This is a genomic window from Thermus sp. H19.2 (genome assembly GCF_054979525.1).
The window spans coordinates 44984-69409 of the sequence record NZ_JBUFDB010000003.1 but is presented as its reverse complement, the minus strand read 5'-3'; the positions used below and the strand labels follow the sequence as shown (position 1 = coordinate 69409).

Sequence of the window (24426 nt, the reverse complement as noted above, 5' to 3'; positions counted from 1 at the left end):
CCCTTCGTGGAGGACTTTTACGACAGCCTCTAAAGCCCGAGGGACACGTACTTCACCTCTAGGTACTCCAAAAGGCCCCACTTCCCCCCTTCCCGGCCGAGCCCCGAGCGCTTCACGCCGCCGAAGGGGGCCTGGGGCGTGGAGGGCACCCCGTCGTTCACCCCCACGATCCCGTACTCCAGGGCTTCCGCCACCCGGAAGGCCCGGGAAAGGTCCCGGGTGAAGACGTAGGCGGCAAGCCCCACGGGGAAGCCGTTGGCCCAGCGCACCGCCTCCGCCTCCTCCCGGAATGCGGTGAGGGGCGCCACTGGGCCAAAGGTCTCCTCCCGGAAGAGGAGGCTCTCCGGCTTCACGTCCAAAAGCACCGTGGGGGCGAAGAAGAGCCCCTTGGCCTCCCCTCCCGCCACGAGCCTCGCCCCCCGGGAGAGGGCGTCCTCCACGTGGGTCTGGACCTTCCTAAGGGCGGCCTCGTTCACCAGGGGGCCGATGTCCGTCTCCTCCGAAAGGGGGTCCCCCACCTTCAGGGCCTGGACCCTTCGGGCGTAGGCCTCGGCGAAGGCCTCGGCCACCTCCGCCTGGACGAAGATCCGGTTCGCCGCCACGCAGCTCTCCCCGGCGTTCCGGAACTTGGCCCTTAGGGTTTCCTCCACCGCCCTTTCCAGGTCGGCGTCGGCGAAGACCAGGACAGGCGCCCCGCCCCCAAGCTCCAAGGAAACCCGCTTTAAGGTCCTCGCCGCCTCCTCGTAGAGCCTCACCCCCACCTCGGTGCTCCCCGTGAAGGTGAGCTTGCGGACCCTTTCGTCCTCCAGGAAGGGGCGAGAGACCTCGGCGGGCCTGGAGGTGGGGAGGACCTGGAAGACCCCAGGGGGCCCCCCCGCCTCCAGGAAGAGCTTGGCCAGGTAGAGGGCGGTGAGGGGGCTCTCCTCCGCGGGCTTCAGCACGAAGGTGCACCCCGCCGCCAGGGCCGGGGCCACCTTGCGGGTCACCATGGCCGCGGGGAAGTTCCAGGGGGTGATGCCGTAGACCGGCCCCACGGGCTCGTAGCGCACCAGGATCCGCTTGTGGGGAAACTGGGAGGGGACCGTCTCCCCGTAGACCCGCTTGGCCTCCTCGGCGTACCACTCCACGAACCCCGCGGCGTAGGCCACCTCGGCCCTCCCCTCCTTGAGGGGCTTCCCCATCTCCAGGGCCATGAGCCAGGCCAGGGACTCCTGGTGCTCCAGGATGCGCTCGTACCAGCGCCTCAGCACCCGGGCCCGCTCATAGGCCGTGGCGCGGCTCCAGGCGCGGAAGACCGAGACCGCCTCCTCCAAGGCCTCCCGCGCCTCCTCCTCCCCACAGTCCGCCACCTCGGCCACCCGCTCCCCTGTGGCCGGGGAGACCACGGGGAACCTCTGCGCCAAGCGCCGCCACGCCCCGCCGATAAGGGCCTCCGTGGGCACCGCCATCCCCAGCACCTCTGCCATAATCATCTCCTACCTTTTCTTCAGGCTACCCCCGTGCGGCCCAGGCCTCCCCTTAGGGGATCACGATCTGGCGTACCGCCTCCCCCTGGGCCAAGCGGTCAAACCCCTCGTTGATGGCACTAAGAGGAAGGGTTCCAGTCAGTAGACTTTCCACTGGCAACTTGCCAGCCATATGAAGCGCCAGGAATCGGGGCAGGTCTCGCCGTGGGTTAGAGGAACCCATGTAGCTTCCCCTTAAAGTCCGCTCCTCGGCAGTAAGGCTGACAGCTGGTAGGGTGAGGGTCCGCTCCGGGTGGGGGAGCCCTACTGTCACGGTCATTCCTCCTCGGCGGGTAGCCCTGTAAGCTAAGAGCATGGCCTCGGGTGAACCTGCTGTTTCGAAAGCGTAGTCCGCCCCGCCCCCCGTGATCTCCCTTACCGCTTCTACCACATCTCCCTCTCCCACCACTAAACCGTGACTCGCTCCTAGACCCTTGGCCATCTCCACCTTGTGGGGAAGGAGGTCCACCGCTACGATGGGATGGGCTCCGGCCAGCACCGCTCCCATCACTGTTGCTAGCCCCACACCCCCGAGACCGAAGATTGCCACGCTTGCACCCTCTTCCACTTTTGCGGTGTTCACCACGGCCCCTACCCCGGTGGCGATGGCGCATCCGAAAAGGGCAGCCTTTTCCAGAGGGATGTCCTTAGGGATGGGTATTAGGGACTCCTGGGCCGCCACCGTGAACTGGCTAAAGGCCGCGACTCCGAGGTGGTGATTCAAGGGTTTTCCCTCCAGGGAAAATCTGCGTTCTCCCGTGAGGAGTCTACCCTCTCGGTTGGCTTGTACTCCCCGTTCGCATAGGTGAGGCCTACCTGCCGCGCAATAACGGCAGTTACCGCACATGGGCACGAAAGAGAAAACCACATGGTCTCCTTCTGCTAAATTTCTTACCCCCGGACCCACAACCCGCACAATACCCGCTGCCTCGTGGCCTAGAACAATGGGCAGGGGCCAAGGCCGGGTGCCGTCTATGGCAGAGAGATCGGAATGGCAAAGCCCAGCGGCTTTTACTTCCACCAAGACTTCGCCAGGGCCTGGTTCTTCCAGGTCAACCTCCAAAATCTCGAGAGGTTTGGAATCACGGTAAGGCCTGGGCTTCCCCATCTCAAAAAGCACCGCCGCTTGTGTCTTCATGGGTTCTCACCTCCTTTACCTCCCCACGCTCTATCTGATAGAACCGATCGGCCAGTTTCCGAAGGAGCCGGGGGTTAGACTCTGTGAGCAAGAAGGCCACGCCCTGCTTCTCCCTACGCACGCGGGTCAGGGTTTCCGCGTACCGCTGGGCCAGGGCCGGGGCCAGACCTTGGAAGGGTTCGTCCAAAAGAACAACCCGAGTTCCCACCATCAGGGCCCGACCCAAGGCCACCATCTTCCCCTCCCCCCCAGAAAGGGCTGCCGCCGAACGGCTCCTCAACCGCTGTAGTTCCGGTAAAAGAGCGTAGACCTCCTCAAGCCGCCTCCACACCTCCCCCCCAGGTAGCCGCAAGGCCCAGGCGGGCAGAAGAAGGTTGTCTTCCACGGTTAAATGCCCAATAAGACGCCGGTCCTCAGGGGCGTACCCAAGGCCCAAAGTGGCTCGGCGATAAGCCGGTAGGGAGTTCAGAGGTGTACCGTCCAGGAAGATATGCCCTCCCTTAAGGGGTACTAAACCCATAATGCTCCTCAAGGTGGTTGTTTTGCCTGCTCCATTCCGGCCTACTAAGGCTACTGCCTCCCCAGGGTTTAGGGCCAGGTTTACCCCCCTTAGGACCTCAAAGCCTTCCAGCACCACCCGGACCCCTTCCAGCCGGAGGATCATTCCTCCACCCCCACCACGCTGGCTAGGACCTGGGGATTCTGCAGAACCTCCTCGGGCCTCCCTTCTGCCATGATCCGCCCCTCGGCCCAGACCGCCACCCGGTCCGCGTAACGCCGCACCACCTCCATGTCGTGCTCCACAAAAACCGCAGTCACTTCCTGGATCTTCAACGCCCGGACCAAGGCATCCATTACCGAAAGTTTCTCCTCGGCGGACACGCCACTTGTGGGTTCGTCCAAGAGGAGTAGCCTGGGCTTGAGGGCCAAGGCCATAGCCATATCCAGGAGTTTCCGCACCCCCTCCGGTGCCTCAGCCACCGGGGTTGACGCCAAGCCCTCCAGACCCAGGAGGGCCAGAAACCCCTTGGCCTCGTGGCGGCGCCCTTCTTCCCGTAAGGTGGTCCAGCGCCAAAACCCTTCCCGAGCAGCCAAAGCGAGCAGGAGATTCTCCTCCACCGTGTGCTCAGTAAAGAGCTGAGGGATTTGGAAGGCCCGCGCCACACCCAAACGGGTGATGACCCGGGGAGGCAGGCCCGTGATATCCCGCCCTTCCAGCAAGACCCGTCCCCTTTCCGGCTTGAGGTATCCGGTGCAGAGGTTGAGGAAGGTGGTCTTCCCGGCCCCGTTGGGACCGATGATGGCCAAAACCTCTCCGGGATAGACCTGAAGGCTGATCCCCGCAGCCGCCACCACGCCGCCAAAGCGGATGTGCAGATCCTGGGCTTCAAGAAGTGGGTGCACGTCGCCTCCTTTCTCCCAGAAGGGCCCAGAGTCCTCCGGGCAGGAAGAAGATGACCAGAAGCATAGTCGCTCCCAGGATGAGTTGCCAGGAGTAGGCTAGGTACTTGAAGGCGAAGGTGCGGATTAGTTCGTAGGCTAAGGCCCCAAGAAAGGGTCCGAGAGCCCCTCCGGTACCTCCAAGGAGGGCGATGTAGACAAACTCACCGGAGGCCACCCAGTAGGCTAGTTCCGGAACCACGTGGCCCACAGCAATGCCCGCTAAGGCCCCTCCCAGACCCGCTAGGCCTGCCGAAAGAACATAGGCCAAGAGGACTACCCTCTGAACGGGGATCCCCAGGTACTCCAGGCGTACCTCATTGCTTCGAATCGCCGCGAGAGCCTCCCCCATGGGGGTTCTCAGGAAGAAGCTCGCTCCTGCCCCTAGAAGGAGGGCAAGGCCAAGGGAAAGGTAGAAGAGAGCCTCCCCAAAAAGGGTTCGGTCCAGGGTGAGTCCGAAAAGGGTAGGGGTGGGCACTCGTAGGCCGTCCGTGCCTCCTGTCAGATAGTAGAACTTGGCCAAAAGAGCGTAGAACACCATGGAAAGGGCCAGGTTCAGCATGGCGAAGAAGATTCCTCGATAACGGCTTACAAAGAGGCCCACTAGGAAACCCAGGGCTAAGGTAACCAGTAAGGCCAAGGTGAGTAGGAAAAAGGTATCTAGGAAGGTGCTTCGCAAGGCGAACGCCACCGCATAAGCCCCAGCCCCATAGAAGAGGCCATGCCCAAAGGAGACGAGGCCAGCCCGAAGAAGCAGGGCGATCCCTAAGGCGGCCAGCCCCTTGGCCAGAGCCAGGGTGAACACGAAGCTCAGCCAGGGAAAAAAGAGGGGGAGGGTGGCCACAAGGAGGGCAAGGACAAGGAAAAAGAGGAGGCTCCGCCTCATATCCGCCGCACCTCCACCGACCCAAGGATTCCCATCGGCCGGAACAGGAGCACCAAGACCATGACCAGATAAGGCACCACCACATCTAGCTCGGGAAGGAGGTACACGGCTAACGAACGTCCCAAACCGATGAGCAGGGCCCCAATGGCTGCTCCCTCGATCTGCCCCAGTCCCCCCACGGCTACCACTGCGAAGGAAAGGACGATCACCTCCGCCCCAAGCCCTGGGGCAATGGTGACCGTGGGTGAGGCCAGGGCCCCCCCGAGGGCTGCTAGCCCTGTGCCTAGGCTGAAAGCTAGAAGGTAGATCCGCCTGGCGTCCACGCCAAGGGCTTGGGCCATCTCCCGGTCTGCCACCACGGCCATCAAGATCTTCCCCAGAGGAGTGCCCCGCAGAAGGACCCGAAGGCTAAGGAGCACCAGCGTAGCCACCAGGATGAGGAGAAGCTGATACCGGGCGTAAGGCACGCCCCTAAGTTCCACGGTCCCCAGAAGTTGAAAGGGCATGTCCAGAAAGTAGGGCTGAACGCCAAAGAGAAGCTTCTGGATGTCCTCCAAAATGAGGAAGAGGGAAAAGGTGATCAGCAGCTGAAGCGCCTCCGGGCGGTCGTAGGCCCAGCGCAGGATAAACCGTTCGACCAGAGGACCAAAGAACCCTCCCACCAAAATCGCCGCAAGGAGAAGGGCCGGGTAGCTAAACCAGGGGTTTCCCAGAGCTTGCGCCGCCGCCAGCCCCAGGACTACCCCCAAGTACGCTCCCAAGGCATAGAAGCTCCCATGGGCAATGTTCAGGATCCTGAGAACGCCAAACACCAGGGTAAGGCCCACGGCCACCAGGAAGAGGAGGCTGCCGTAGACCAAGCCGTCCAGAAGGGCTAGCACGAGGAGGCTGCTCATCGGGGATCGGGAACCCGGCGGAGGAGCTCAGGCCGCAAGGTCTTCACCCAGTCCAGGGATTTAACCCCCACGGGCGGGTTCACCAGCTCCGCCGGGAAAAGGATCACTCGCTCCAAGATCGCAAAGGGGTACTGGGAAGTCTGGACCGTTGTACCGTAGAGGGCATTCTCCGTCGCTTGGTGATCCTCACGAATGCGAATGGTGCCCGTGAACGTTGGGACCTCGAGCCCCACCAGGGCCTGGACAAGTTCTTCCTTGGTAGGCCAACGTCCCCCAGTGGTCCTGAGGGCCCTCTCGTAGCCAGCCCGCAACGTCAGGAGAGCCTGGGTCATGTGGTAAGCGGGATAGACCGGGTAGCGGTTGAAGCGTCGACGATACTCCTCCACAAAAGCCTTGTGCTCAGGGTTGTCCTTGGCCGTGGGGTGTAAGAACCAGTGGTCTCCCCGGGCTCCGATGACAACTCCGTTGGGCAAGGTGCGTCCCAATTCCTGAAGCATGTGCTCCCCCGCGGTGAGGACCACCCGACTCCTGCTGAAGAGGCCCCGCCCGAGTCCCTGGCGAACGAAGCTCACCAAATCACCTCCCCAGAAGCTGGAGTGAATGATGTCGGGCCGCAAAGCGAGCAGGCGGGAGATCTCTGTGGAGTAGTCACCAGCGTAGAGCCTAGGCCACAGTTCGGCCACTACCTTCACGTCCGGCTTAAGGGCTAGGATAGTGGATTTGAAGAGTTCCCAGGAGTCCCGGCCCCAGGCGTAATCCTGGTTAATCCCTGCTATGGTACGGATGTTGGGGTTAGTCTTGAGAACATAGAGGGCCGCTGCCACGCTGTCCAGGGTAGCGTGGGCTGCCGTCCGGAAGACGTAGGTGTAACGCCGCTCCTCAAAGATCTGGGGGGTACCGCAGTCAAAGAGGATAAGGGGTACCTTGAGCTCTTCGGCCACCGGGGCTACCGCCAGGCAGTCTGCGCTGGAGATGTATCCGATGACCACATCCACCCTTTCATCTAGGACCAGCCGTCGCAGCTCTGCCACTTGCTTTTCCGGACCACCCGCTTCATCCACCACTATTGGACGGAGGCGAGCACCTGCAATCCCGCCCTCCCGATTCCAACTCTCGATGAGCAGGTCTGCAGCGTTCTTTGCAGGGACGCCAAAGACCGATGCGGGGCCGGACAAGAAGGTAACAATGCCCACTTTAACTTCTGAAGGCTTCTGAGCCATCGCCACAAGGCCGAGCAAACCCAACCACAACGCCCACAACCTTCTCATCGGTCCACCTCCTCTTTACTTTCCCTGGCGCAAAAGGCCTTTGAGAACTTTCCCCCCCGCGTTTCTAGGTAGGCTTTTGCGGAATTCGATCTCTTCTGGGACCTTATAGTGAGCCAGTCTTTCACTTATAAACTGCTGCAGTTCTTCAGGATTTAGATCTACCCCAGGCCTCGGAACTACCACTGCCTTCACCCTCTCCCCAAAGACCGGATCTGGGATTCCTACAACGGCTGCTTCCAAGACGCCGGGGTGTTGGTAGAGAACGTTTTCTACCTCCTGACTGTAGATTTTTTCTCCCCCGCGGTTGATCACCTCCTTTAGACGGTCTACTACGAAAAGGAACCCCTCTTCGTCCAAGTAACCCAGATCTCCTGAACGCCAGTAACCCTCTTCTGTAAAAGCGCGAGCGGTTTCCTCGGGCCGGTTGTAGTAGCCAGGCGTCACCATGGGGCCCCCAATAAAGATCTCTCCTACCCCATCCGGGCCTGGTTCGGCTATTCGGATTTCCCCCTTAGGAACCGGTTTCCCCACAGAAAGCGGTTTTCTTTCCGTTTGAGAAGCAGGCATAAGCGTCGCCGGGCTTGCTGTCTCGGTGGCTCCATAGGCGTTGCGAAGATCTAAGCCGGGGAGAGTTTCTCGGAGACCTTGGAGGACTGCCAAGGGCATAGGAGCCCCCCCATAGGCGGCAAGCCGCCAGGAGGATAGGGATCGCCCCGCGAGCCCATGAGCGAGGAGAAAAGCATAAATGGTAGGCACGGCAAAGGTGAAAGTGATAGCTTCTCTTTCCAGAGCATCTAGGAAGGTTTCTGTCTGATATTTGGGCAGGAGTACGGTGGTACCGCCAACAAGTAACATGTGGAGAAACTGACCAATAAGGCCTGTTACGTGGAAAAGGGGGACAGCCACAAGGGTACGATCTTCGGGAACCGTACCGAAGACCTCTCGGTAATGAAGGAGGCTATGGATTACGTTGAAGTGGGTAAGGATTACGCCCTTGGGGCGCCCAGTAGTGCCAGAAGTGTAAATCAGAAAAGCCGGGTCATCCTCGGAAAATCCTTCCTCCACTCGGGAAGCACCTTCTTCACCCTCCACTTCTTCAGCCCTTACCACAGCGAAGCTAGAAAAAGCGGAGCTTAAGTGGAGAGCCTCTTTTCCGGCTACAACCAACTTGGGGAGACTATCTGCAAGGATGATACTCACCTCTTCTGGGTGGAGGCGAAGGTTCACGGGCAAGACGACAGCACCTGCCCGGAGGGTTGCTAGGGACCACAGGGGGAAGAAAACGGTGTTACCCAAGGCCAGCGCAATCCGATCACCAGGTCGTATCCCTCTTCTTTGGAGCCAAGCGGCAAGCCTTTCTACCTTGTCTGCTAGCTCGGTGTAAGAAAGTCGGGCGCCCCCTATTTGGACTAAAGAGTCCTTATTGCCAAAACTTTTTGTATTCTCAACAAGAATACTTTCAAGGCGCCTAGGGCGCTGAGGATACACCCGCACCTCTCTTTTGTAGTGGATTTCCTTTATAGTCTCCATACTTGGTTTCCCCTCCCAAGCGGGAGGCTTCCTTTGCCCCGCTTTTCTAAACCTGCACCCTTTGGGCAGGAGAGGCTTTTCTGGCCAAACTCCACTATCTGCTTCCGGAGGAGCTCCAACTGCAGCTCCTCCAAACGGCTTCGAGGAAGGGTCTCTACCTCGGGGTGCAGGTATCGGGACATGCCGGCCTCCAATGAGCGGTTTGCGCATACTATAGACAAAGAGGACGTTGCCTGTCAAGTATGGTACATAAATGGACGCTGTGCTTCCCTTGTGGTAAAGTGGGTATGTGGGGTCTCCCTTACCCTCTCTCTACGCTTTGAGCGACCTGGCTCGGGCGACAGGGATTAGCCGAAGGGTCCTCCAACACTATGCCCGGCTCGGCCTCCTGGAGCCGGGGGCACTTACCCACGGGGGACGCAAGCTTTACACCGAGTTTGCCCTCTTCCTGGTCCAAGACATCCAGGACTTGAACCAACTGGGGTTCTCCCTAGAGGAAATCCGTAAAATCATGCTCCTTAAGAAAGCCATCTTCCATCCTGACGGTACCTACCGGGAGGATTGGAAACGGGAGGACATCCCCCTTTCGGACGAGGAGCTCCTCGCCATGTGGCAAAAGACCGGGGAGGTGCTGGCGAGCATGGAGCGGCAGGAGCGTATGATCCGGCGCTTCTACCGCTTCCTCACCAAGCACTTTGCCCCGGAGGAGGTGCAGCATGGACTTCGGTCTGGACCGAGAGACGGAGGGGCTTAGGGAGAGGGTGCGGGCCTTCCTCGAGGAAGCGGTCATCCCTCGGGAAGCGGAAGCCGCACGCAACCTAGATCATCTTGAGGCCATCACTAGGGAGCTTCAGGCGGAAGCCAAGGAGCGAGGGCTTTTCCTTCCCCACATGTCCAGGGAGCTGGGCGGGCTTGGCCTTTCTTGGCGGCAACTGGCCGTGGTCTTAGAGGAGGCGGGACGGAGCCTTCTAGGGCCACGGGCCTTAAATGCCGCCGCTCCCGATGAGGGCAACATGCACCTTCTCCACAAGGTGGCGAGCCCTGAGCAAAAGCGGCGCTACCTCGAGCCCCTGGCCGCCGGAGAGGTGCGGAGCGGCTTCGCCATGACCGAGCCCATGGGGGCCGGGGCCGATCCTAGCCTCCTCAAAACTACCGCCCGGCGGAAAGGAAGGGGGTTTGTCCTCGAGGGAAGGAAGTGGTTCACCACCGGGGCTGAGGGGGCGGCCTTCTTCCTGGTCCTGGCCCGGGCCGAGGAAGGGCCCACGATCTTCCTGGTGGACCGGGAAAACCCCGGGCTGAAGCTGGTCCGCACCATCCCCACCATGGACCACTGGTCCTTAGGGGGGCACGGGGAGCTAGTCCTCGAGGGGTGCGAGGTGGGGGAGGAGGCGGTCTTGGGCGAGGTGGGGAAGGGGTTCGAGTACGCTGAACTCCGCCTGGATCCGGCCCGGCTGACCCACTGCATGCGCTGGCTCGGGGTGGGGGTGCGGGCCACGGAGCTTGCCCAAGAGTACGCTCTAAAGCGGGAGTCCTTCGGCAAAAAGCTCGCCGAGCACCAGGGCGTTCAGTTCATGATCGCCGACAGTCATATCGAGCTCCACGCCGCCCGCCTCATGGTCTGGCACGCCGCCTGGAAGCTGGACCGGGGAGAGAGGATCCGCCACGAGGCCTCCATGGCCAAGGTCTTCGTCTCCGAGGCGGTAAACCGGGCAGTGGACCGAGCACTTCAGATCACCGGTGCCCTGGGCGTGAGCGAGGATATACCCCTTTCCATCTTCTACCGGGAGGTGCGGCCCTTCCGGATCTACGATGGCCCCAGCGAGGTGCACCGGGCGAGCGTGGGCAAGCGGGCCCTTTTCAAGGGGCTTAGGCCATGAAGGAAGCCTTGGAAGCCGCCCTAAGGGAGATTCTTGGCCCAGGGGAGGTGGTGGCCCTAAGGCGCCTCCCCGGGGGTGCCTCCAAGGAGGCCTGGGCGGTGGACTACCGTGCCGGAGAGACCCTGCATCCCCTATTTCTCCGCCGAGCGGGGGGTGGGGTGATCTACAGCGGCACCCTGCCCCTAGCCCAAGAGTTTCGCCTCCTCCAGGTGGCCCGGGCCCACGGGGTCAAGGTCCCGGAGCCCCTCCACTATTTCCCCGACCTCGAGGGCCGCGAGGCCTTTCTCATGCGCCGCCTCGAAGGGGAGGCCATCGGCGCCCGGGTAGTGCGGCGTCCGGAGCTGGCGAGAGCCCGGGAGGTCCTGCCGCAGGCCATGGCCGAGGAGCTCGCCAAGATCCATGCCCTTCCCCCGGAAGAGGTGCCCTTCCTGCAACCGCCCTCCCTTCCCTCCTGGCGAGCGGCCCTGGAAGAGGCCTACCGGGACCTGGACGCCTTAGGGGAGCCCCACCCGGCTTTGGAGTGGGGCCTGCGCTGGCTCCTGGACCACCCGCCCAGGGTGCTTTCTCCCGTGGTGGTCCACGGCGATTTCCGCGTGGGCAACCTCCTGGTGGACGGGGAAGGTCTGGTGGCCGTTCTGGACTGGGAGTTTGCCCACCTGGGCGATCCGCGGGAGGATTTGGCCTGGCCCCTGGTGCGGGCCTGGCGCTTTGGGGAGGACGGGAAGCGCCTGGGGGGTGTGGGGGAGGTGGGGCCTTTCTTGGAACGGTACAACGTCCTCACAGGCCGGGACATCGCCGAGGAGGAGCTTTTCTGGTGGGAGGTCCTAGGCAACGTGCGCTGGGGGCTTGGGGCTCTGAAGCAGGCGCGCCGGCACCTTAGGGGGGAGGAGCGGAGCGTAGAGCTTGCGGTGCTGGGAAGGCTTGCCTCGGAGATGGAGTACGAGGTCCTTCACCTCCTGGATAGGTATGGATAGGCCCACCTTGGACGAACTCTTAGAGGCCGTGGGGGAGTTTCTGGAGAAGGAGCTCCTCCCCAGCGTGGCCGACCCTAGGATCCGCTTCCAGACCCTGGTGGCCTTGAACGCCCTGGGCATCGCCCGGAGGGAGCTCTCCTTGGGAGAGGTCCTGGCAGAAGAAGACCGGAGGGAGCTTGGAACTCTCCTCAGCCTCGAGGGGGCTCCAGAGGAGTTGCTAAGCGTCTTGGCGCGGCGGATCCGGGAGGGCCAGGCCCCGCCCGGAACCTTCGCTTTCCTCAAGGCCCATGTGGCGCGGAAGCTTAAAGTAGCCAGCCCCAAGTACCTCGAGCGCTACCGATGAGGCGGCGGCTTATCCTTCTCCGCCACGGCGAGGTAGACTACTTTCCCCAAGGACGCCCTGTTTCCCCCGAAGGAGTGGGCCTTACGGAGCGGGGTAGGGTTCAGGCGAGGGCGGTTGGAGCCTTACTCCGGGACGTTCCCTTGGACCTTGCCGTTCACACTGGTCTCCGCCGCACGGAGGAGACCTTGGCCCTGGTGCTGGAAGGCCGAGCGGTTCCGGTGGAGGTGTGGCCAGAGTTTCAGGAGATCCGTCCCGGAAGGCTTAAGGATCTTTCTGATCCGGAGCGGGCTTTTCGCGAGGCTTTCCGTCCACGAAACCTTGAGGAGCGCTTCCTGGGGGGAGAGCGCTATAGCGACTTTCTGGGAAAGGTCCTTTCCGCTTACGAGCGCCTCCTTGCCCGCGAGTGGAACACCCTTCTCCTCGTGGCCCACGGGGGGGTCATTCGGGCCCTCCTCTCCTATGCCCTCACCGGAAAGCCCGGCTTCCTTCCCATGGAGGTCCATCCCTGCGGCCTTTCCGTTTTAGACCTGGGGGAGGAAGGAACCCTTCTTCGGCTCCATAACCTTACTCCCTATGACCTACTGCCCCAGACGCGCCTCTCCACCATGGAGGAGCTTTGGCAAGCCTACCATGGGGGACACCAGCGATAGTGGGGAGGAGGCGGACCCCTGCCCGGAGAACCTTTGGTGGGGTCCGTAAGGGGTGATCCTTGTCCTCTTCGGATTTCCCCACGTTTTTGCTCTCCTTCATATTAGCTTCCTGCCCCCCACCCCGCCCACTTAAACCCTAAGGGGAGAAGGAGCCTGGGCGGGAAGGGCGTTGGGAAAGGGAAAAAGATTAGCGGGAAGAGCGGCGGGGGGAGTGAAGGTGCGGGGAGGTGGCGGTTAGGGGGTGGAGCGGGTAAGATGGCGGAGAGGATGAGTGAGGGGCTCGAGCTGGAGATTTGGGACCACCCGGAGGAACGCAAGCGGGTGGTGGGGGAGGCCCTGGAGCGCTGGGACGAGGGGGTCCTGAAGGAGGCCTACTGGGCCTACCTGGTCCGCCACCGCAAGAAGCCCGACCGGGGAGGGCCCCTGTACCTGGGCTACTGGGTGCGCTGGCTCTCCTTGAAGGGAAGGCGCTGGCCCCATCTGGAGGCCTCCGACCTCAAGGCCTTCCTCCTGGAGGCCAAGGAGAAGGGCTTCCCCGGAGGAGAAAGGGGGCCCCTCGCCTGGGGCACCGTGGAGCGGGCCCGGGCGGGGCTGAGGCATCTCTTCCCCTTCCTGGACTGGGCGGGGCACCCCATGCCCCCCCACGTGGTCTTCCCCTCGCGGCAGGAGCTCCCCGTGGTGGCCCCCTCCCGGGCCCTGCCCGAGGAGCGGTACCGGGAGCTTCTGGAGAAGGCCGAGGCCTATCCCCTGGCCTACTGGCGGCCCCTCCTTCGGGTCCTCCTGGTCCTCCTGGGGGAGGTGGGCCTCACGGTGAAGGAGGCGGTGGAGCTCTGGAAGGAGGACGTGCGGGAGAAGAGCCTCCTGGTGCGGGGGACCAGGCTCCGGGAGGTCCCCCTCTCCCCCTTCGCCCGGGAGGTCCTCGGGGACTGGCTTCCCCAGCGGGACTTCCTCGCCTCCCACCAGCCCCTCCCCTACCCCCACCTCCTCCTCAAGCCCGCCCCAGGAAAGTACCGCGGGAAGCCTCTAGGCCTCCTGGAGGCCAAGTGGGTCCTCAAGGAGTTCGCCCGTTTCGCCGGGCTCAAGCCCCAGGGCAAGCAGCGGGCGGACCTGGTCCTCACCCTCAGGTGGCGGGCCATCCGCCGCTTCCTCAAAGAAGGCCACCCCAGGGAGAAGGTGGCCTACTGGACGGGGATGAAGAGCCTGGCGGTGCCGGGGTGGGGGAAGGGGTGAGGCCTTGGAGCTAAAGGATTTGGGCGAGGAAGGGCTTCAAGGCCCCTTCCAGGCGGAACATGGCCTCCACCATGGCCTGCTGGAGTTCGGGCCAGCGCTCCCGGTCGCGGAGGCCACCCTGGCCATAAATGGGGTAGGCCACGCGCGCGGCGCGTTTCCCGTCCAGGCGTTGCCACACCAAGGGGGCGCCGAAGGCTCTCTCAATCTCCTCTTTGTGCTGGAACAGGGCATCGAAGATCCGCTTGTTTTCCTCGGGGTCCTGGGTGTTGATGTAAAGTTCCACCTGGGCGTGGTCCATAAAGACCACGTACGCCCAGCTGACCCCGCTCTTCCCGGCGCCAGCGTTCAACCAGTTTTGCTTGCTTGGCGAAACGCGGGCGTGAGGGTGATCCGACCTCGCCTCACCCGCCTTTTGGAGGAGCTGCTCCCAGAACTGCAGGCGCAGAAGATGCCGTTCCGCCAACTCCTTGCGCTGGAGGCCCACCTGACGACCCTCGGGGCTGGGGCCGGCCACAAGGGTGAACAGGGGCGCCGGAGGGGAGTCCTCTATGCGCACGGCCCGAACGTGGAGGAGGTAAACGGCCGTGTCCGCGGGTAAGACCTCGTTGAGCCACAAAACCGCCTTTTCATGCTCCGGCCGAGGCCAGCCGGTAACCCAGATGGCCACCTTCGCCCCGTGGTTGGCCATGTAGGTGACAAGTTTCCCCAAGTGATCGTGATCGGTGGCCCCCAATTGGTTTTCGATCACGACGAGGTTCCCCTCCCCGTCCTCCGCCAGGATGTCCACGGCGAAGTCGCCCGTAGGAGCCTCCCGCTCCACCAAGGTGAGGTTGAGGCCCACGATCTCCTCAAGGTAGTCCAGGTTTTCCGCGAGCCACCGGGAGAAATCCCGGGCCTCGTGGGGCCACACCTCGCGTAGCGGGAGCTCGGTAATGCGGGCGATCTTTGCCATAACGAAACCTCCCTCGCTGGCAGAACCGCTTAGGGTAGGGGCCAACCCCTTACCTACCCTTACATGGTAGCCCCTCCTCAAAACTTGTACCTCCCGCATATCCCGCATAAACCTTCACCCCCTCCCCCCATCTGCCCAAACTGCCCCAGGGAGAACTCGCTTTTCACAGCCCGGAAGAAGTGCTCTACCGTGAACCGCCTCTTTCCCCAGGTGAGCATGGTCCGGGGCGTGGCGGGAAAGGTGGCCACCACGTACCGTCACTCCCAGCCCCCTTGGGGCAGGGGATAGCGGTACCAGGCTACCCAGACCGGGAAGGAAAGCCCCCACAGGTAGACCTGGCTCCCCTGTCGCCTGAGGTCCAAAAGCCTTCCCCCTCCCCGCAGCCTCCGGTCCCACCGCATCCCCACCACCGCTCCAAGGTAGCCCCTTCGGAGCTGACCAAAACCCAACCGCTTCTCCACAAAGAGGAACCAGGCCGTACCAAAAGCCGCGTCCGCGGCCACCCGTATCCGGGAGGCCCGGCGTATCCAGTCGGGGAGGGAGGCTAGGAGGCTTAGGGACAGGAGGGAGAGGGCCTTCTCCCCCTTGCCTCGCCATCTGCTTCCCCGCCAGGGGCTGGGTCAGAGCCAAACGGCCTAAGGTGAATAGGCTCTGCCGCTTGGGATGGGCGACCAAGCGATGGAGCCAAGGCCTTCCTTCAAGCCTCGCCCCCAAAAGCACCAGCAACACCTGGGCCAAGAACAAAAGCGAAAGTCACCCCTCCAGGCTCGCCTGGGTCCGCAAAAGGTGCCGGTCCAGCCCTAGCCCTGCCCCCTTCAGGTCGCGAAACCCCTCCACAAGATAGCTTCGCTGACCGATCCACATCCGCAACGCATACCCCTGGGGTTCAAAGAACGATCCCTGGAGCAGGCTTAAGGCCAGGTACCAGGGCTCCTCCCCCTCCTGGCTTAGGAACAGGTGTACTGGAACCGCACCTTTGAGCTTGGCCCGGAAGGAGAAGGGCGCGAGCACCCGGGGATACCGCGCCTTGAGCACAAAGCGTTCCCCTTCTTCCGAGACCACGCTGACGGTGCCCTCCAGGCGGATGAGGAAGGCCGCACCCCAATCCTTGAGCTGCTTGAGCAGAGCCGTGGCGTCAAACTCCCGGTCGGCGAGGAAAAGGGGAACGAAGCCGAGCTCCTTCACCCACGCGGTGAGCCGGTAGAAGAAGCGGGCCTCGACCCGGCTTGCGCTGGGCCAAGGGGAGCGGGGATGCACCTCGAAGGCCACCACCAAAGCCCGCCCTCTCAGGGGTAAGGCGGCGACCAGAGCCTGATGCTTTCCATCCTCCAGTGGGGTCCAGTCCACCAGCAGGGGGAGCAGCTTGCCTTTCGCGGCCCGAGGGGAGAGGAGCGGGAGCAAGGCCCGGGTGAGGATCCAGGGGTTTTGCGGCGCGGGGTGGCGGAGGAAGCGCCAGAGCCGGTTGAGCTTGGCCTGGGCGCTGTAGGGCAGAGGCAGGCTTCGCGCGTAGGCACTCAGGGTAGGGCGGGGAGGGGTGTTGCGCAAGAGGGTGCTGAGGAACAGGGCCAGGTTGGTGCGGAAGGTCCTGCGGAGGTGGGGAAAGAGGCCCAAGCCGAGAGCCGTGGTGTGATGGAAGGGGGCTTGTGGTTCCACACACCTTACCCAAGCCCCCTTTTCCTTTGGCTGGCAAGAGCAAACTGATGAGAGGTCAGGGTCCACATCCTTTCCCTTACCCATCGAACAACAATCTGTCTAAGGTAAAGCCCTGGGAAACCACCCCAAGGACTCGCCCTGCGTTCACGTACCTCTTCGGGAGCTTCCCAACAAGTACCACGCCCTGGAGAGCTACCTCTTCGGCACGTAGGCTTGGAAAGCCTATAGGGATCACCGCTCCTTCACGGGCGAAGACCGGGATCTGCTCCAAAGGCCATTTTTTCTTGACCAGTGTTGGGCCCTCGTAAAGGCTTCCCGTCCACAGATCGTACCAGCGCCCCTCCGGCAGGTAAACCTCCCGCTCTCCCCCTGGCTCTACCAAAGGGGCCACCAAGAAATCTTCGCCTACAAGAAACTCCTCCTCAAAACCCCGGGCCCAGGAGTCCTGCGGGAAGACCAGGGGAAGGGCCTTGGCGAGGGGAAGGCCACGGGAAAGGTCCCGGGCGAGGCTGGCTTCCAAGTAAGGGAGCAAACGCAAGCGAAGACGAAGCCACCCCCTCACGAGCCTCTCGGCATCCCTCCCAAAGAACCATGGCTCCCGGGGCGAGGTCCCGTGGAAGCGCACGTGGGAGAAAAAGACGGCCGCCTGGGTCCACCGCACGTAGAGCTCCGTTTCGGGGGTTCCGTAGAACCCTCCGATGTCGTGGGCGTAGTAGGGCCCGCCGGAAAGCCCCCAGGAGAGCCCACCGCGCAAACTGGCCGCGAGCCCATCCCAGTCCGCCTGGGGATCTCCACCCCAGACCACGGGGTAGCGATGGCTCCCAGCGTAGCCGCTCCGGGCGAACACCAACCGCTCCGGGGTAGCTTCCCAAACCGCTCGGTTGTAGAGAAGGGGGTAGGCGTTGTGCAAATATGCTCCACTATCCCCGTTAGCGGCGTAGGCGTCTTCGGGTACCTGCTCCCCGAAATCGGTCTTCATGACGTCTACTCCCAAGGAGAAAAGGGCCTGGTGGCGCTCATGCCACCAGCGCACCACTTCCTCCCGGGTGAAGTCCAGAATCCCAGAGGGAGGCAAAGGGGTGAGGAGTTCGCCGAAAGGTTCCGGATCCCAACGGTACACGTAGGAGTGACCTTGAGCGTCGCGCAGGAAGAACCCTTTCCGGGCCAGCTCCGAAAAGATGGGGTTGTAAAGGGAAATATACGGGTACTCCCAGAGGCACAGCCGGTACCCCAAGGACTTGACCGCCCGTACGAAGGCCGGAGGATCTGGATAGCGCCTTAGGTCCCACTCCAGGGCGCACCGGGTTTCCACCTCTAGCCAAGCCCTGCCATCTAAAACAAGGACATCCCCCGGAATCTCCCGCTCCCTCAGGGAGCGGGCCACCTCGAGGGCCTCCTCGGGCGAGCGGTAATAGCACCGGCTCCACCACACCCCAAGACTCCAACGGGGCGCAGGGTAGGCCTTACCCGTGAGTCCGGCGTAGGCCTCGAGGATCTCCTCCGGCTCCCCCGCCATCAAAAAGAGATCCAGCCCCCCATCCTCCACCACCAGGACGTAGCTCCTGTGGCTCCACTGGGGAAAGCCCACCCCATGGTGGCTCCGGGCGGTGGTGTGGGCGAAGAGGCCCCACCCTCTGGGGCTCCAGAGGAAAGGCACGTTCTTATAGCTCCGCTCGGCGTTCACGCCCAGGGCGTCCTCGTTCCAACAGGTGACGAGCTGGCCCCGCCGGTTCAAGGGACCAAACTTCTCCCCCAGACCATAGACCGGCTCGCCCGGGGCTAAGGCGAAGGCCACGGCCCAAGACCCCTCCCCCCGGGCGAGGAAGGGCAAACGGGGCTCCCCGCGGATGTGCCCGTCCCCTGAGGGTCGGAGGACCTCCCTCCCGTTCCACCTAAGGCGCAGGCTCGGTGCCCGGAGGTCCAAGGACACCTCCATGTTTCCCAGCCTGGCCCAGACCCAAGGGCCCTCGGCCTCGAGGGCGGCGAAGGGAACAGGCTCCGCCCCAGCGAGGATCCCGTAGTCTTGCCCTCCCGGCTCTCCCAGTCGGAGGCGCACCGAGCGGGGTCCGTAGGCGACCAAGGAGAGGGGTACACCATCCAGGAGGGCCCGCACCCCTCGGGGGCCAGCCTCCAGAATCTGGATCTCCTCAGGACACCAGGCCTTAAGGGCGAAAGGGTCAACTTTCATAAGGTTTGCGGTGCCACATGAGCGCGGAGGAGGTCCAACGCCCGCCGCATCCATTCCCTCGCTGCCAGAAGCCTCACCTCCACCGCCTCCAGGTCCGGGTAGGCGGAAAGCGCCTCCAGCCAGAACGCCCGTCCTGCCAGGAAGCCCCGGGCCCCCGCCCTCAAGGCTTCCTCTAGCGCCTTCATAAAGTCCTCGGGGCCAAGGCCCCCTGAGAGGAGCACCCAGGGCGCGGGCAAGCGCTCGCTGAAGCGCTCCATCAAGCCGGGCACGTAAGGCAGCTTGTAAAGAGCGACGCCGAGCCCGGGGTCGGCGAAGTCCCGAAGGATCCCTTCCCACGCTTCCCGTAAGCCGAAAGGATCTTCGTCCGCCAAGGGGTAAGGAAGCAGCTCCAGGACAAAGGGCCTGCCCCATTTTCGGCTTACCCGGCCCACCCTGCGGGCCAAGGCCAGCTGGCGCGCCCGCACTTCCTCCGGCGCATCCGGCCGATACCAGAGGAGGAGTTTGAACCCGTCCCCGCCTGCTCTCAGGGCCGCCTCTACTCCCCATCGAGGGATTATCCGGCTTAGGCGGTATCCCTGGCCATCCACCCGGAAGCGGTGGTCCTCCAGGGTAAGAAGAAGCCCCGCCTCCCGGGGAAGGTGGGCCAAGGCCTGTCCCCCGTACAAGGGATCCAGCAAAACCCCGGTAGCCCAGGGGCTGAGCACCCGTGTTACCAAGGCCTTCAAGCAGGAAACCTCTCGCCCCACCGCTCCGGCATCCAGCCCTGGCCGCGCCCGGGCCACGAGCTGGAAAAGGGGTGGGCGCTGATCCACGGCGAGGAGGGCAAACCTCCCCTCCCCGTCGGAGAGCCGCCTAAGGGCGAGCCGTATACCTACTTCGCGATCCACGGTTTCACCTCCTCCCAAGAGGGCAACCGGCCCTGGGCCACGTAGAGCCCGGCTACGGCGTTCGCCAGCCGGAGCGCCCCCACCTCGTCCCAGCCTTCCGCCAAGGCCCAGGCGAAGGCGCCGTGGAACACGTCCCCGGCGCCCGTGGTGTCTTTCGCTTCCACAGGAAGGGCGGGGAGGCCGCCCTCAGCCCAGGCCACACCCCGCCTTCCCCGCGTCACGGCTACGAAGGCCTCAGGGAAAAGGGCACCAAGGGCCTTGAGGCCCCCGAGGGCTTTCTCCGCCTCTTCCGAAGCGATCACGTGAGTGGCCAGGCGGGCGAGTCCCAATGCCTCCTCCTCGCCCAAATCCAGGTCCAACACGCAGGGTTTACCGGCGCTACGGGCCCGGGCAAAGACCGCCCGCGCTCCCTCGGGCCAACGGGTGTCGGCCAAGACCACATCCGACTGTTCCACTTCCCTGGGCCAGTTCTCCGGAAGGTGTGCGGGGAGCTCGCCCCGATAGGGAAAGATGAAGCGCTCCCCATCAGGGGTCACCAGGACAGCGCTCACCGGGGTTCTTCCCCCCACCACCATCCGGGCGTGCACCCCGGCGGCCTCGAGGCGCTCGGCCAGCCAGGCCCCCCAGAGGTCCTCCCCCCTCCGGGCAAAGAGGGTGGCCCTCCCGCCCAGGGCTGCCACGGTCAGGATGGCCACCGCCGCCGGGCCCCCCAGGGCCTCCCGGTAGCCGACCACGGGTGTCCGGCTTCCTGCGGGGGGCCAGACGGCCAGGTGAAAGCGCAGGTCCACGCAGGCCCACCCTACTCCCAGGACGCCCCCCATACTCCTCCTTCCTCTCCCTGCAAGGCCTCGAGGCCTGCCAGACGGCCGAGCTCCTGCAAAGCCTCCACGCACTCGCCCTGCCCCAGGGCTAGGTGGTGAGGCATCCCCGCCCCCAGCCAGCGGCCGAGAAAGGCGCGCGGCGCAAGGGGTTTATCGGACCAAACGATGTCCCGAAGCCAACCGGAGACGCCAATATAAGCTCCCCGCCCGTCCAACCGTCCCCCGAAGCAAACGAAGCCTCTCCCCGTCAACCGGAGGCCCGTGACCGGTCCCTCCCGCAGCACCAGGTGGCGCACTGCCGGAACTCCCCGGTTGAAGTGGGGAAGGAGCGCACCCCTTTCCGAGGCCCAGGAGAGGGGCGCCTCCCCCCCGTGCCAAAGGAGTACCCCCCGGTCGTCCACGGCCACGATGTCCAGAAGAATAGGGTCCCTCCCGCCCACGGCCCGGAGAACCAGCTGGCTCAAAAGGCCCATCAGGTCTCCTTCTGGGGCCACCAGGAAGCCCTCGTCGCCGAGGACGGCCAAGGCAGCGGAGGGAAAGACGCCGAGCCGATCGGGCACCTCCGGCCAGTCGCGGAAGGCCACTCCATCGTAGCCTTCGGCCAAGGCCTTAAGGGCCAGGGCTACCCGGGCCAGGCGGACTCCCGCCTCCCCAAGCCCAGCGAGCTCCTTCCAGGACGCTAGGGCTTCGGCGAGGGTCTTCTCCTCCACGGCCTCGTAAGCGGCGAAGAAGGCCTCGAGACCCACCTCGTCCACTCGGGCGCCCGTCAAGGGGCGCTCGCCAAACCGCTCAAACCCGGGAGCGGGCCCCCCAAGCCAGAGGAGCCGGGCCTCTCGTAGGACCCGAAGACCCCGGACCGCGGCCAGTACTGGGGCGAGGACCTCACGAAGACTCACCCGGTCAGGCGGCCCGTAGAGCCACCTCACTCCCCTAACCCCCGGTAGGGAAAGGGCCAAGTTAAGGCCGCAGAGGGCGTTCTGCGGCAACGGGCCCCCGGTCCAGGCCTCGGGTAGGGCCCAGAGGACCTTAGGTGTCGGAAGATCCAGGAAAGGCCGGAAGAGGTCCCCCGTGGCAAAGGTGACAAGGCCCAGGACCAGGAGATCCACGCCCTCGCCCGCCACCCTTCGCGCCGCCGCCTCTGCTTCCTCCGCCGTGCGCACGGGCTCCAAGAAGATGACCTTCGCCCCAAGCTCCCCACCTACCTCCGTCAAAAGGGCTCCCATCCCCTCCTCGAGGCCCATCCGGGCCCCCCGGAAAAGGGGTCTCATCACCGGTACAAAGGCCATGTGCACGCGTTCCACGCTGTTCACCCCTTCAAAGCTCCTTGGGTCAGGCCTGCTACGATACGCTCTTGGAAGACGGCGATGACCAAGGCCACGGGAACCATGGCCACCACGAGGGCCGCCGAGATCAAGGGCCAGGGGAAGAGGTACTCCCCCTGGTAAAGGGTGATCCCCACGGGGAGTGTGCGCATCTCCCGGGCAGGAGCCAGGGTGAGGGCGAGAAGAAACTCATCCCAAGAGTTCACGAAGGCAAGCAAGGAAGCGGTGAAGACCCCGGGGCCCGAAAGGGGAAGGATCACGTACCGAAGGGCCCCCACCCGGGTGCACCCGTCCACAAGGGCGGCAGCTTCTAAGTCCCTGGGAATGGTTTTGAAAAAACTGTAAAGAACGAGGACAGCCACGGGCAGGCTCAACGCGGCGTGGGGAAGGATGAGGCCTAGGTAGGTGTTGCGCAGACCAAGGCCCGTGAAGATCTGGTAGAGGGACACGAGGAGGGTCGCCGGGGGAAACATGGCCAGGGCCACCAGGGCGAGGAGGATCGCTCCGGCGTAGGCAAGGCGGAGCCGCGCCAGGGCATAGGCCGCCATGGCGGACACCGTCACGCAGAAGGCCGTAGACCCAGCGGCCACCACAAGGCTGTTCAAGAAGTAGCGAAGAAGGGGGGCCTCGCGAAAGGCCCGCTCGTAGTTGGCCAGGGTCGGCTCCTGGGGCCAGTAGGTGATGGGAAACCGGGTGAGTTCGGCTTCCGTCTTCAAGGAGGTAAAGAGGATCCACAGGGCGGGAAAAAGGCCGTTGACCACCAACAGAGCGCCTGCCAGCCAGATCCCCACCCGACGCCAAACGCGCGCGGCCCTCACGCTTCCTCACTCCTTTCCAAGTACCTGAGGTAGACCACGGTCACGGCCATACAAAGGACGAAAAGCGCCACAGCCAGAGCGGAACCGTAGCCGAAGTTGAGGTTCTCCACGCTCTGGGTACGAATGTACATAGCCAGGGTCTCTGTGGCTGTGCCCGGCCCCCCTCCGGTCATGGCGAAGGGGATGTCAAAAGTCTGAAGCGCCGTGATGGTCCGGAAGATCAAAGCCACAAGGAGGGAAGGCAGGAGTAGGGGCAAGGTGATCCGGAGAAATATCTGCCCTGGGGCTGCCCCGTCCACCTGGGCGGCCTCGTAGTACTCCCGGGGAATCGTCTGCAAACCGGCAAGGAGGACCAGGGCCACAAAGGAACTCGTCTTCCATACGATCGTCGCAGATATGGCCCAAAAGGCCAGATTGGGGTCTGTAAGCCAGTAAAGGGGAGAAAGTCCGAGCCGACGCAGAATGTCGTTGACGATACCGTAGTCACTTTCAAAAAACCAGCGAAAGATGAGCCCTGCGAAGACCAGGGGCATGGCCCAGGGAAGGAGGAGGCCTAGTCTCACAGGCCACTTAATGGCAAAGGGGAGGTTGGCGAGAAGGGCGAGGCCAAGTCCCACAAGGGCGGCCCCCGGGACCGTGACCAGGGCGAGCAACAAGGTTACACGGAGGGCATTCAGAAAACGGCTATCCTCCAGGAGCCTACGGTAGTTTTCCAGGCCCACGAAGGTGCCTTGGGTTCCGTAGGCCAGGTGGAGGTCTTGGAGGCTGGTGACGAAAAGCTTGACCACCGGGTAAACCGCCACAAGCCCCAGCAGGGCAAAGGCGGGTAAGAGGAGCAAAAAGGCCAGGGCCCGCTCGCTCAGGTCCCGAAAGGGCCGCCCCATCTCCCAACCTCTAGCGCCCGTAAATGGTCCTAAGGCCTTGGACGATCTCCTTGGCCGCCTGCTCCGGCGTCTTCGTCCGGGCTAGCACAGCGTTCAGGCCCCGCCGCATCACGTCGGCGATCTCGGGGTAGCGAGGATGCACGGGCCGGGCGCGGGCGTTCAGGACCACGGGAAGAGCGTCGGCGAACCAAGGGTTGGCTTTGAGGACGTCAGGATCCTTGTAGAGCTCGGGGAAGGCCGGGAGGTTGGAGGCCTCGATGGCCAGGATCTTGGCCACCTCGGGGCTGGAGAGGTAGCGGAGGAGTTGGTAAGCCTGGGCCTTGTTGCGGGAGAAGGCGGAGATGGTCCACTGCCATCCGCCGAGGCAGCTCGCAGAGCGGCCACCCTCAAACTTAGGCATCGTGGTTACCCCGATCTTCCCCTTGACCGCAGAGTCAGGATCGTTTTGGAAGTGAGCCCAGGCGTAGGCGAAGAGAGTGGCGAAAATCCAACGCCCTTGCTGCATCTCGCGACGAATCGTGTCCTGGGCTTTCTCAGCCATATTGGGGGGGCTCACCCGGTATTTGTCCATGAGGTCCAACCAGAACTGGAGGGACCTACGGGCGAGGTCCTCGGTAAGGATCAATCGGCCTTGGTCGTCGGTGACGTCCCCGCCTGCCGCCCAAATGGGGAGCAGGAAGCTGCAGACCGTGCCCTCGGAAATATTGCCCATGAAGCCGATCCCATTAAGGTTTGGATCCTTTTCCCCCTGGAGAATCACCTGTGCCTGCCGGATGGCCTCATCCCAGGTCGTGGGCGGCTTGAAACCGTACTTCTCCAGCAGGTCCTTCCGGTAGAAGAGGAACTGCGCATCGGCAAAGGCGGGCAAGGCTACCAGCGTCCCGTCCACCACGTTAGCCCGGGCGTAAGCGGGAAGATACTGCTTTAAAAGGGCATCGCGGGCAGCTTTGGGCAGGTAGCGATCCAGGGGCTCAGCCCACCCCGCTGCCTTGTACTGGGCAGGGCGGATGATGTCAATGAGGATTAGGTCCAAGGAAGGATCCCTGGAGGTCAGGACGGTGGTCAGGTACTGCTGCTGCTGGTCAGAGGTCGCCCCTCCGACCTCGATCTCCACCTTCACCCCGGGATTGCGCTGCTCGTAGATGTCAAGGATCTTCCGCATCA

The 24426-nt window shown here is 63.5% G+C and carries 23 protein-coding genes and 1 pseudogene; 6 read left to right on the top strand and 18 right to left on the bottom strand.

Annotation, left to right across the window (positions count from 1 at the left end; all coding sequences use genetic code 11):
• Positions 1 to 29: 29 nt before the first annotated feature.
• From ACY5J6_RS14005 to ACY5J6_RS13970, 8 genes are read right to left on the bottom strand one after another with little or no spacing between them, the layout of a single operon-like run.
• Positions 30 to 1466: an NAD-dependent succinate-semialdehyde dehydrogenase gene (locus tag ACY5J6_RS14005; RefSeq protein WP_462846803.1), complete on the bottom strand. Its 1437-nt coding sequence runs from the start codon at positions 1464 to 1466 to the stop codon at positions 30 to 32.
• Between the two features lie 52 nt (positions 1467 to 1518).
• Positions 1519 to 2643, bottom strand: a complete 1125-nt coding sequence (locus ACY5J6_RS14000) for a zinc-dependent alcohol dehydrogenase family protein (RefSeq protein WP_462846802.1) — start codon at positions 2641 to 2643, stop codon at positions 1519 to 1521.
• Positions 2615 to 3307 (bottom strand): ABC transporter ATP-binding protein, encoded by a 693-nt coding sequence (locus ACY5J6_RS13995; RefSeq protein ID WP_462846801.1) that lies wholly within the window; start codon positions 3305 to 3307, stop codon positions 2615 to 2617. Before ACY5J6_RS13995 ends, ACY5J6_RS14000 begins: the two co-directional genes overlap by 29 nt.
• Positions 3304 to 4047, bottom strand: coding sequence for an ABC transporter ATP-binding protein (locus tag ACY5J6_RS13990; protein WP_462846800.1), 744 nt, complete (start codon positions 4045 to 4047; stop codon positions 3304 to 3306). The genes ACY5J6_RS13995 and ACY5J6_RS13990 overlap by 4 nt, the downstream gene beginning before the upstream one ends.
• A complete protein-coding gene (locus tag ACY5J6_RS13985; RefSeq protein WP_462846799.1) occupies positions 4031 to 4969 on the bottom strand; it encodes a branched-chain amino acid ABC transporter permease in 939 nt (312 codons plus the stop codon). Before ACY5J6_RS13985 ends, ACY5J6_RS13990 begins: the two co-directional genes overlap by 17 nt.
• Complete coding sequence (locus ACY5J6_RS13980) at positions 4966 to 5865, bottom strand: branched-chain amino acid ABC transporter permease (RefSeq protein WP_462846798.1); 900 nt, start codon at positions 5863 to 5865, stop codon at positions 4966 to 4968. The genes ACY5J6_RS13985 and ACY5J6_RS13980 overlap by 4 nt, the downstream gene beginning before the upstream one ends.
• On the bottom strand, positions 5862 to 7133 hold the full coding sequence (locus ACY5J6_RS13975; protein ID WP_462846797.1) for an ABC transporter substrate-binding protein: 1272 nt from the start codon (positions 7131 to 7133) through the stop codon (positions 5862 to 5864). Before ACY5J6_RS13975 ends, ACY5J6_RS13980 begins: the two co-directional genes overlap by 4 nt.
• A gap of 15 nt (positions 7134 to 7148) precedes the next feature.
• The gene (locus ACY5J6_RS13970; protein WP_462846796.1) at positions 7149 to 8663 is read right to left on the bottom strand and encodes a class I adenylate-forming enzyme family protein; all 1515 of its coding nucleotides are present in this window, start codon (positions 8661 to 8663) and stop codon (positions 7149 to 7151) included.
• A 319-nt stretch (positions 8664 to 8982) separates the two neighbouring features.
• Between ACY5J6_RS13970 and ACY5J6_RS13965 the strand changes: the two genes are divergently transcribed.
• From ACY5J6_RS13965 to ACY5J6_RS13940, 6 genes are all read left to right on the top strand, one after another.
• The gene (locus ACY5J6_RS13965; protein WP_462846795.1) at positions 8983 to 9417 is read left to right on the top strand and encodes a MerR family transcriptional regulator; all 435 of its coding nucleotides are present in this window, start codon (positions 8983 to 8985) and stop codon (positions 9415 to 9417) included.
• A complete protein-coding gene (locus tag ACY5J6_RS13960) occupies positions 9380 to 10540 on the top strand; it encodes an acyl-CoA dehydrogenase family protein (RefSeq protein WP_462846794.1) in 1161 nt (386 codons plus the stop codon). The genes ACY5J6_RS13965 and ACY5J6_RS13960 overlap by 38 nt, the downstream gene beginning before the upstream one ends.
• Positions 10537 to 11514: a phosphotransferase family protein gene (locus tag ACY5J6_RS13955; protein WP_462846793.1), complete on the top strand. Its 978-nt coding sequence runs from the start codon at positions 10537 to 10539 to the stop codon at positions 11512 to 11514. The genes ACY5J6_RS13960 and ACY5J6_RS13955 overlap by 4 nt, the downstream gene beginning before the upstream one ends.
• Positions 11507 to 11857, top strand: a complete 351-nt coding sequence (locus ACY5J6_RS13950) for a DUF6285 domain-containing protein (RefSeq protein WP_462846792.1) — start codon at positions 11507 to 11509, stop codon at positions 11855 to 11857. Before ACY5J6_RS13955 ends, ACY5J6_RS13950 begins: the two co-directional genes overlap by 8 nt.
• Positions 11854 to 12507, top strand: coding sequence for a histidine phosphatase family protein (locus tag ACY5J6_RS13945; RefSeq protein ID WP_462846791.1), 654 nt, complete (start codon positions 11854 to 11856; stop codon positions 12505 to 12507). Before ACY5J6_RS13950 ends, ACY5J6_RS13945 begins: the two co-directional genes overlap by 4 nt.
• 267 nt (positions 12508 to 12774) lie before the next feature.
• Positions 12775 to 13737: a recombinase XerD gene (locus tag ACY5J6_RS13940; protein ID WP_462846790.1), complete on the top strand. Its 963-nt coding sequence runs from the start codon at positions 12775 to 12777 to the stop codon at positions 13735 to 13737.
• 10 nt (positions 13738 to 13747) lie between these two features.
• Here the strand turns inward: ACY5J6_RS13940 and ACY5J6_RS13935 are convergent, their stop codons facing one another.
• The 10 genes and pseudogenes from ACY5J6_RS13935 to ACY5J6_RS13890 form a co-directional block, all read right to left on the bottom strand.
• Positions 13748 to 14689 carry a DUF4268 domain-containing protein gene (locus ACY5J6_RS13935; RefSeq protein WP_462846789.1) on the bottom strand — a complete coding sequence of 314 codons (942 nt, stop codon included), beginning with the start codon at positions 14687 to 14689 and terminating at the stop codon, positions 13748 to 13750.
• 77 nt (positions 14690 to 14766) lie between these two features.
• Positions 14767 to 15303: pseudogene (locus ACY5J6_RS13930) on the bottom strand (hypothetical protein); the annotation flags it as partial.
• Positions 15304 to 15442: 139 nt separating this feature from the next.
• Positions 15443 to 16342, bottom strand: coding sequence for a transposase family protein (locus ACY5J6_RS13925; protein ID WP_462846788.1), 900 nt, complete (start codon positions 16340 to 16342; stop codon positions 15443 to 15445).
• Between the two features lie 76 nt (positions 16343 to 16418).
• The gene (locus ACY5J6_RS13920; RefSeq protein WP_462846787.1) at positions 16419 to 18530 is read right to left on the bottom strand and encodes a TIM-barrel domain-containing protein; all 2112 of its coding nucleotides are present in this window, start codon (positions 18528 to 18530) and stop codon (positions 16419 to 16421) included.
• Positions 18527 to 19417: a tagatose 1,6-diphosphate aldolase gene (locus ACY5J6_RS13915; protein WP_462846786.1), complete on the bottom strand. Its 891-nt coding sequence runs from the start codon at positions 19415 to 19417 to the stop codon at positions 18527 to 18529. Before ACY5J6_RS13915 ends, ACY5J6_RS13920 begins: the two co-directional genes overlap by 4 nt.
• Positions 19402 to 20238, bottom strand: a complete 837-nt coding sequence (locus tag ACY5J6_RS13910; RefSeq protein WP_462846784.1) for a PfkB family carbohydrate kinase — start codon at positions 20236 to 20238, stop codon at positions 19402 to 19404. Before ACY5J6_RS13910 ends, ACY5J6_RS13915 begins: the two co-directional genes overlap by 16 nt.
• Positions 20217 to 21548, bottom strand: a complete 1332-nt coding sequence (locus tag ACY5J6_RS13905; RefSeq protein WP_462846783.1) for a fucose isomerase — start codon at positions 21546 to 21548, stop codon at positions 20217 to 20219. Before ACY5J6_RS13905 ends, ACY5J6_RS13910 begins: the two co-directional genes overlap by 22 nt.
• Complete coding sequence (locus ACY5J6_RS13900) at positions 21545 to 22378, bottom strand: carbohydrate ABC transporter permease (protein WP_462846782.1); 834 nt, start codon at positions 22376 to 22378, stop codon at positions 21545 to 21547. The genes ACY5J6_RS13905 and ACY5J6_RS13900 overlap by 4 nt, the downstream gene beginning before the upstream one ends.
• Positions 22375 to 23262, bottom strand: coding sequence for a carbohydrate ABC transporter permease (locus ACY5J6_RS13895; RefSeq protein ID WP_462846780.1), 888 nt, complete (start codon positions 23260 to 23262; stop codon positions 22375 to 22377). The genes ACY5J6_RS13900 and ACY5J6_RS13895 overlap by 4 nt, the downstream gene beginning before the upstream one ends.
• 10 nt (positions 23263 to 23272) lie before the next feature.
• On the bottom strand, positions 23273 to 24424 hold the full coding sequence (locus ACY5J6_RS13890; protein WP_462846779.1) for an ABC transporter substrate-binding protein: 1152 nt from the start codon (positions 24422 to 24424) through the stop codon (positions 23273 to 23275).
• Positions 24425 to 24426: the final 2 nt, after the last annotated feature.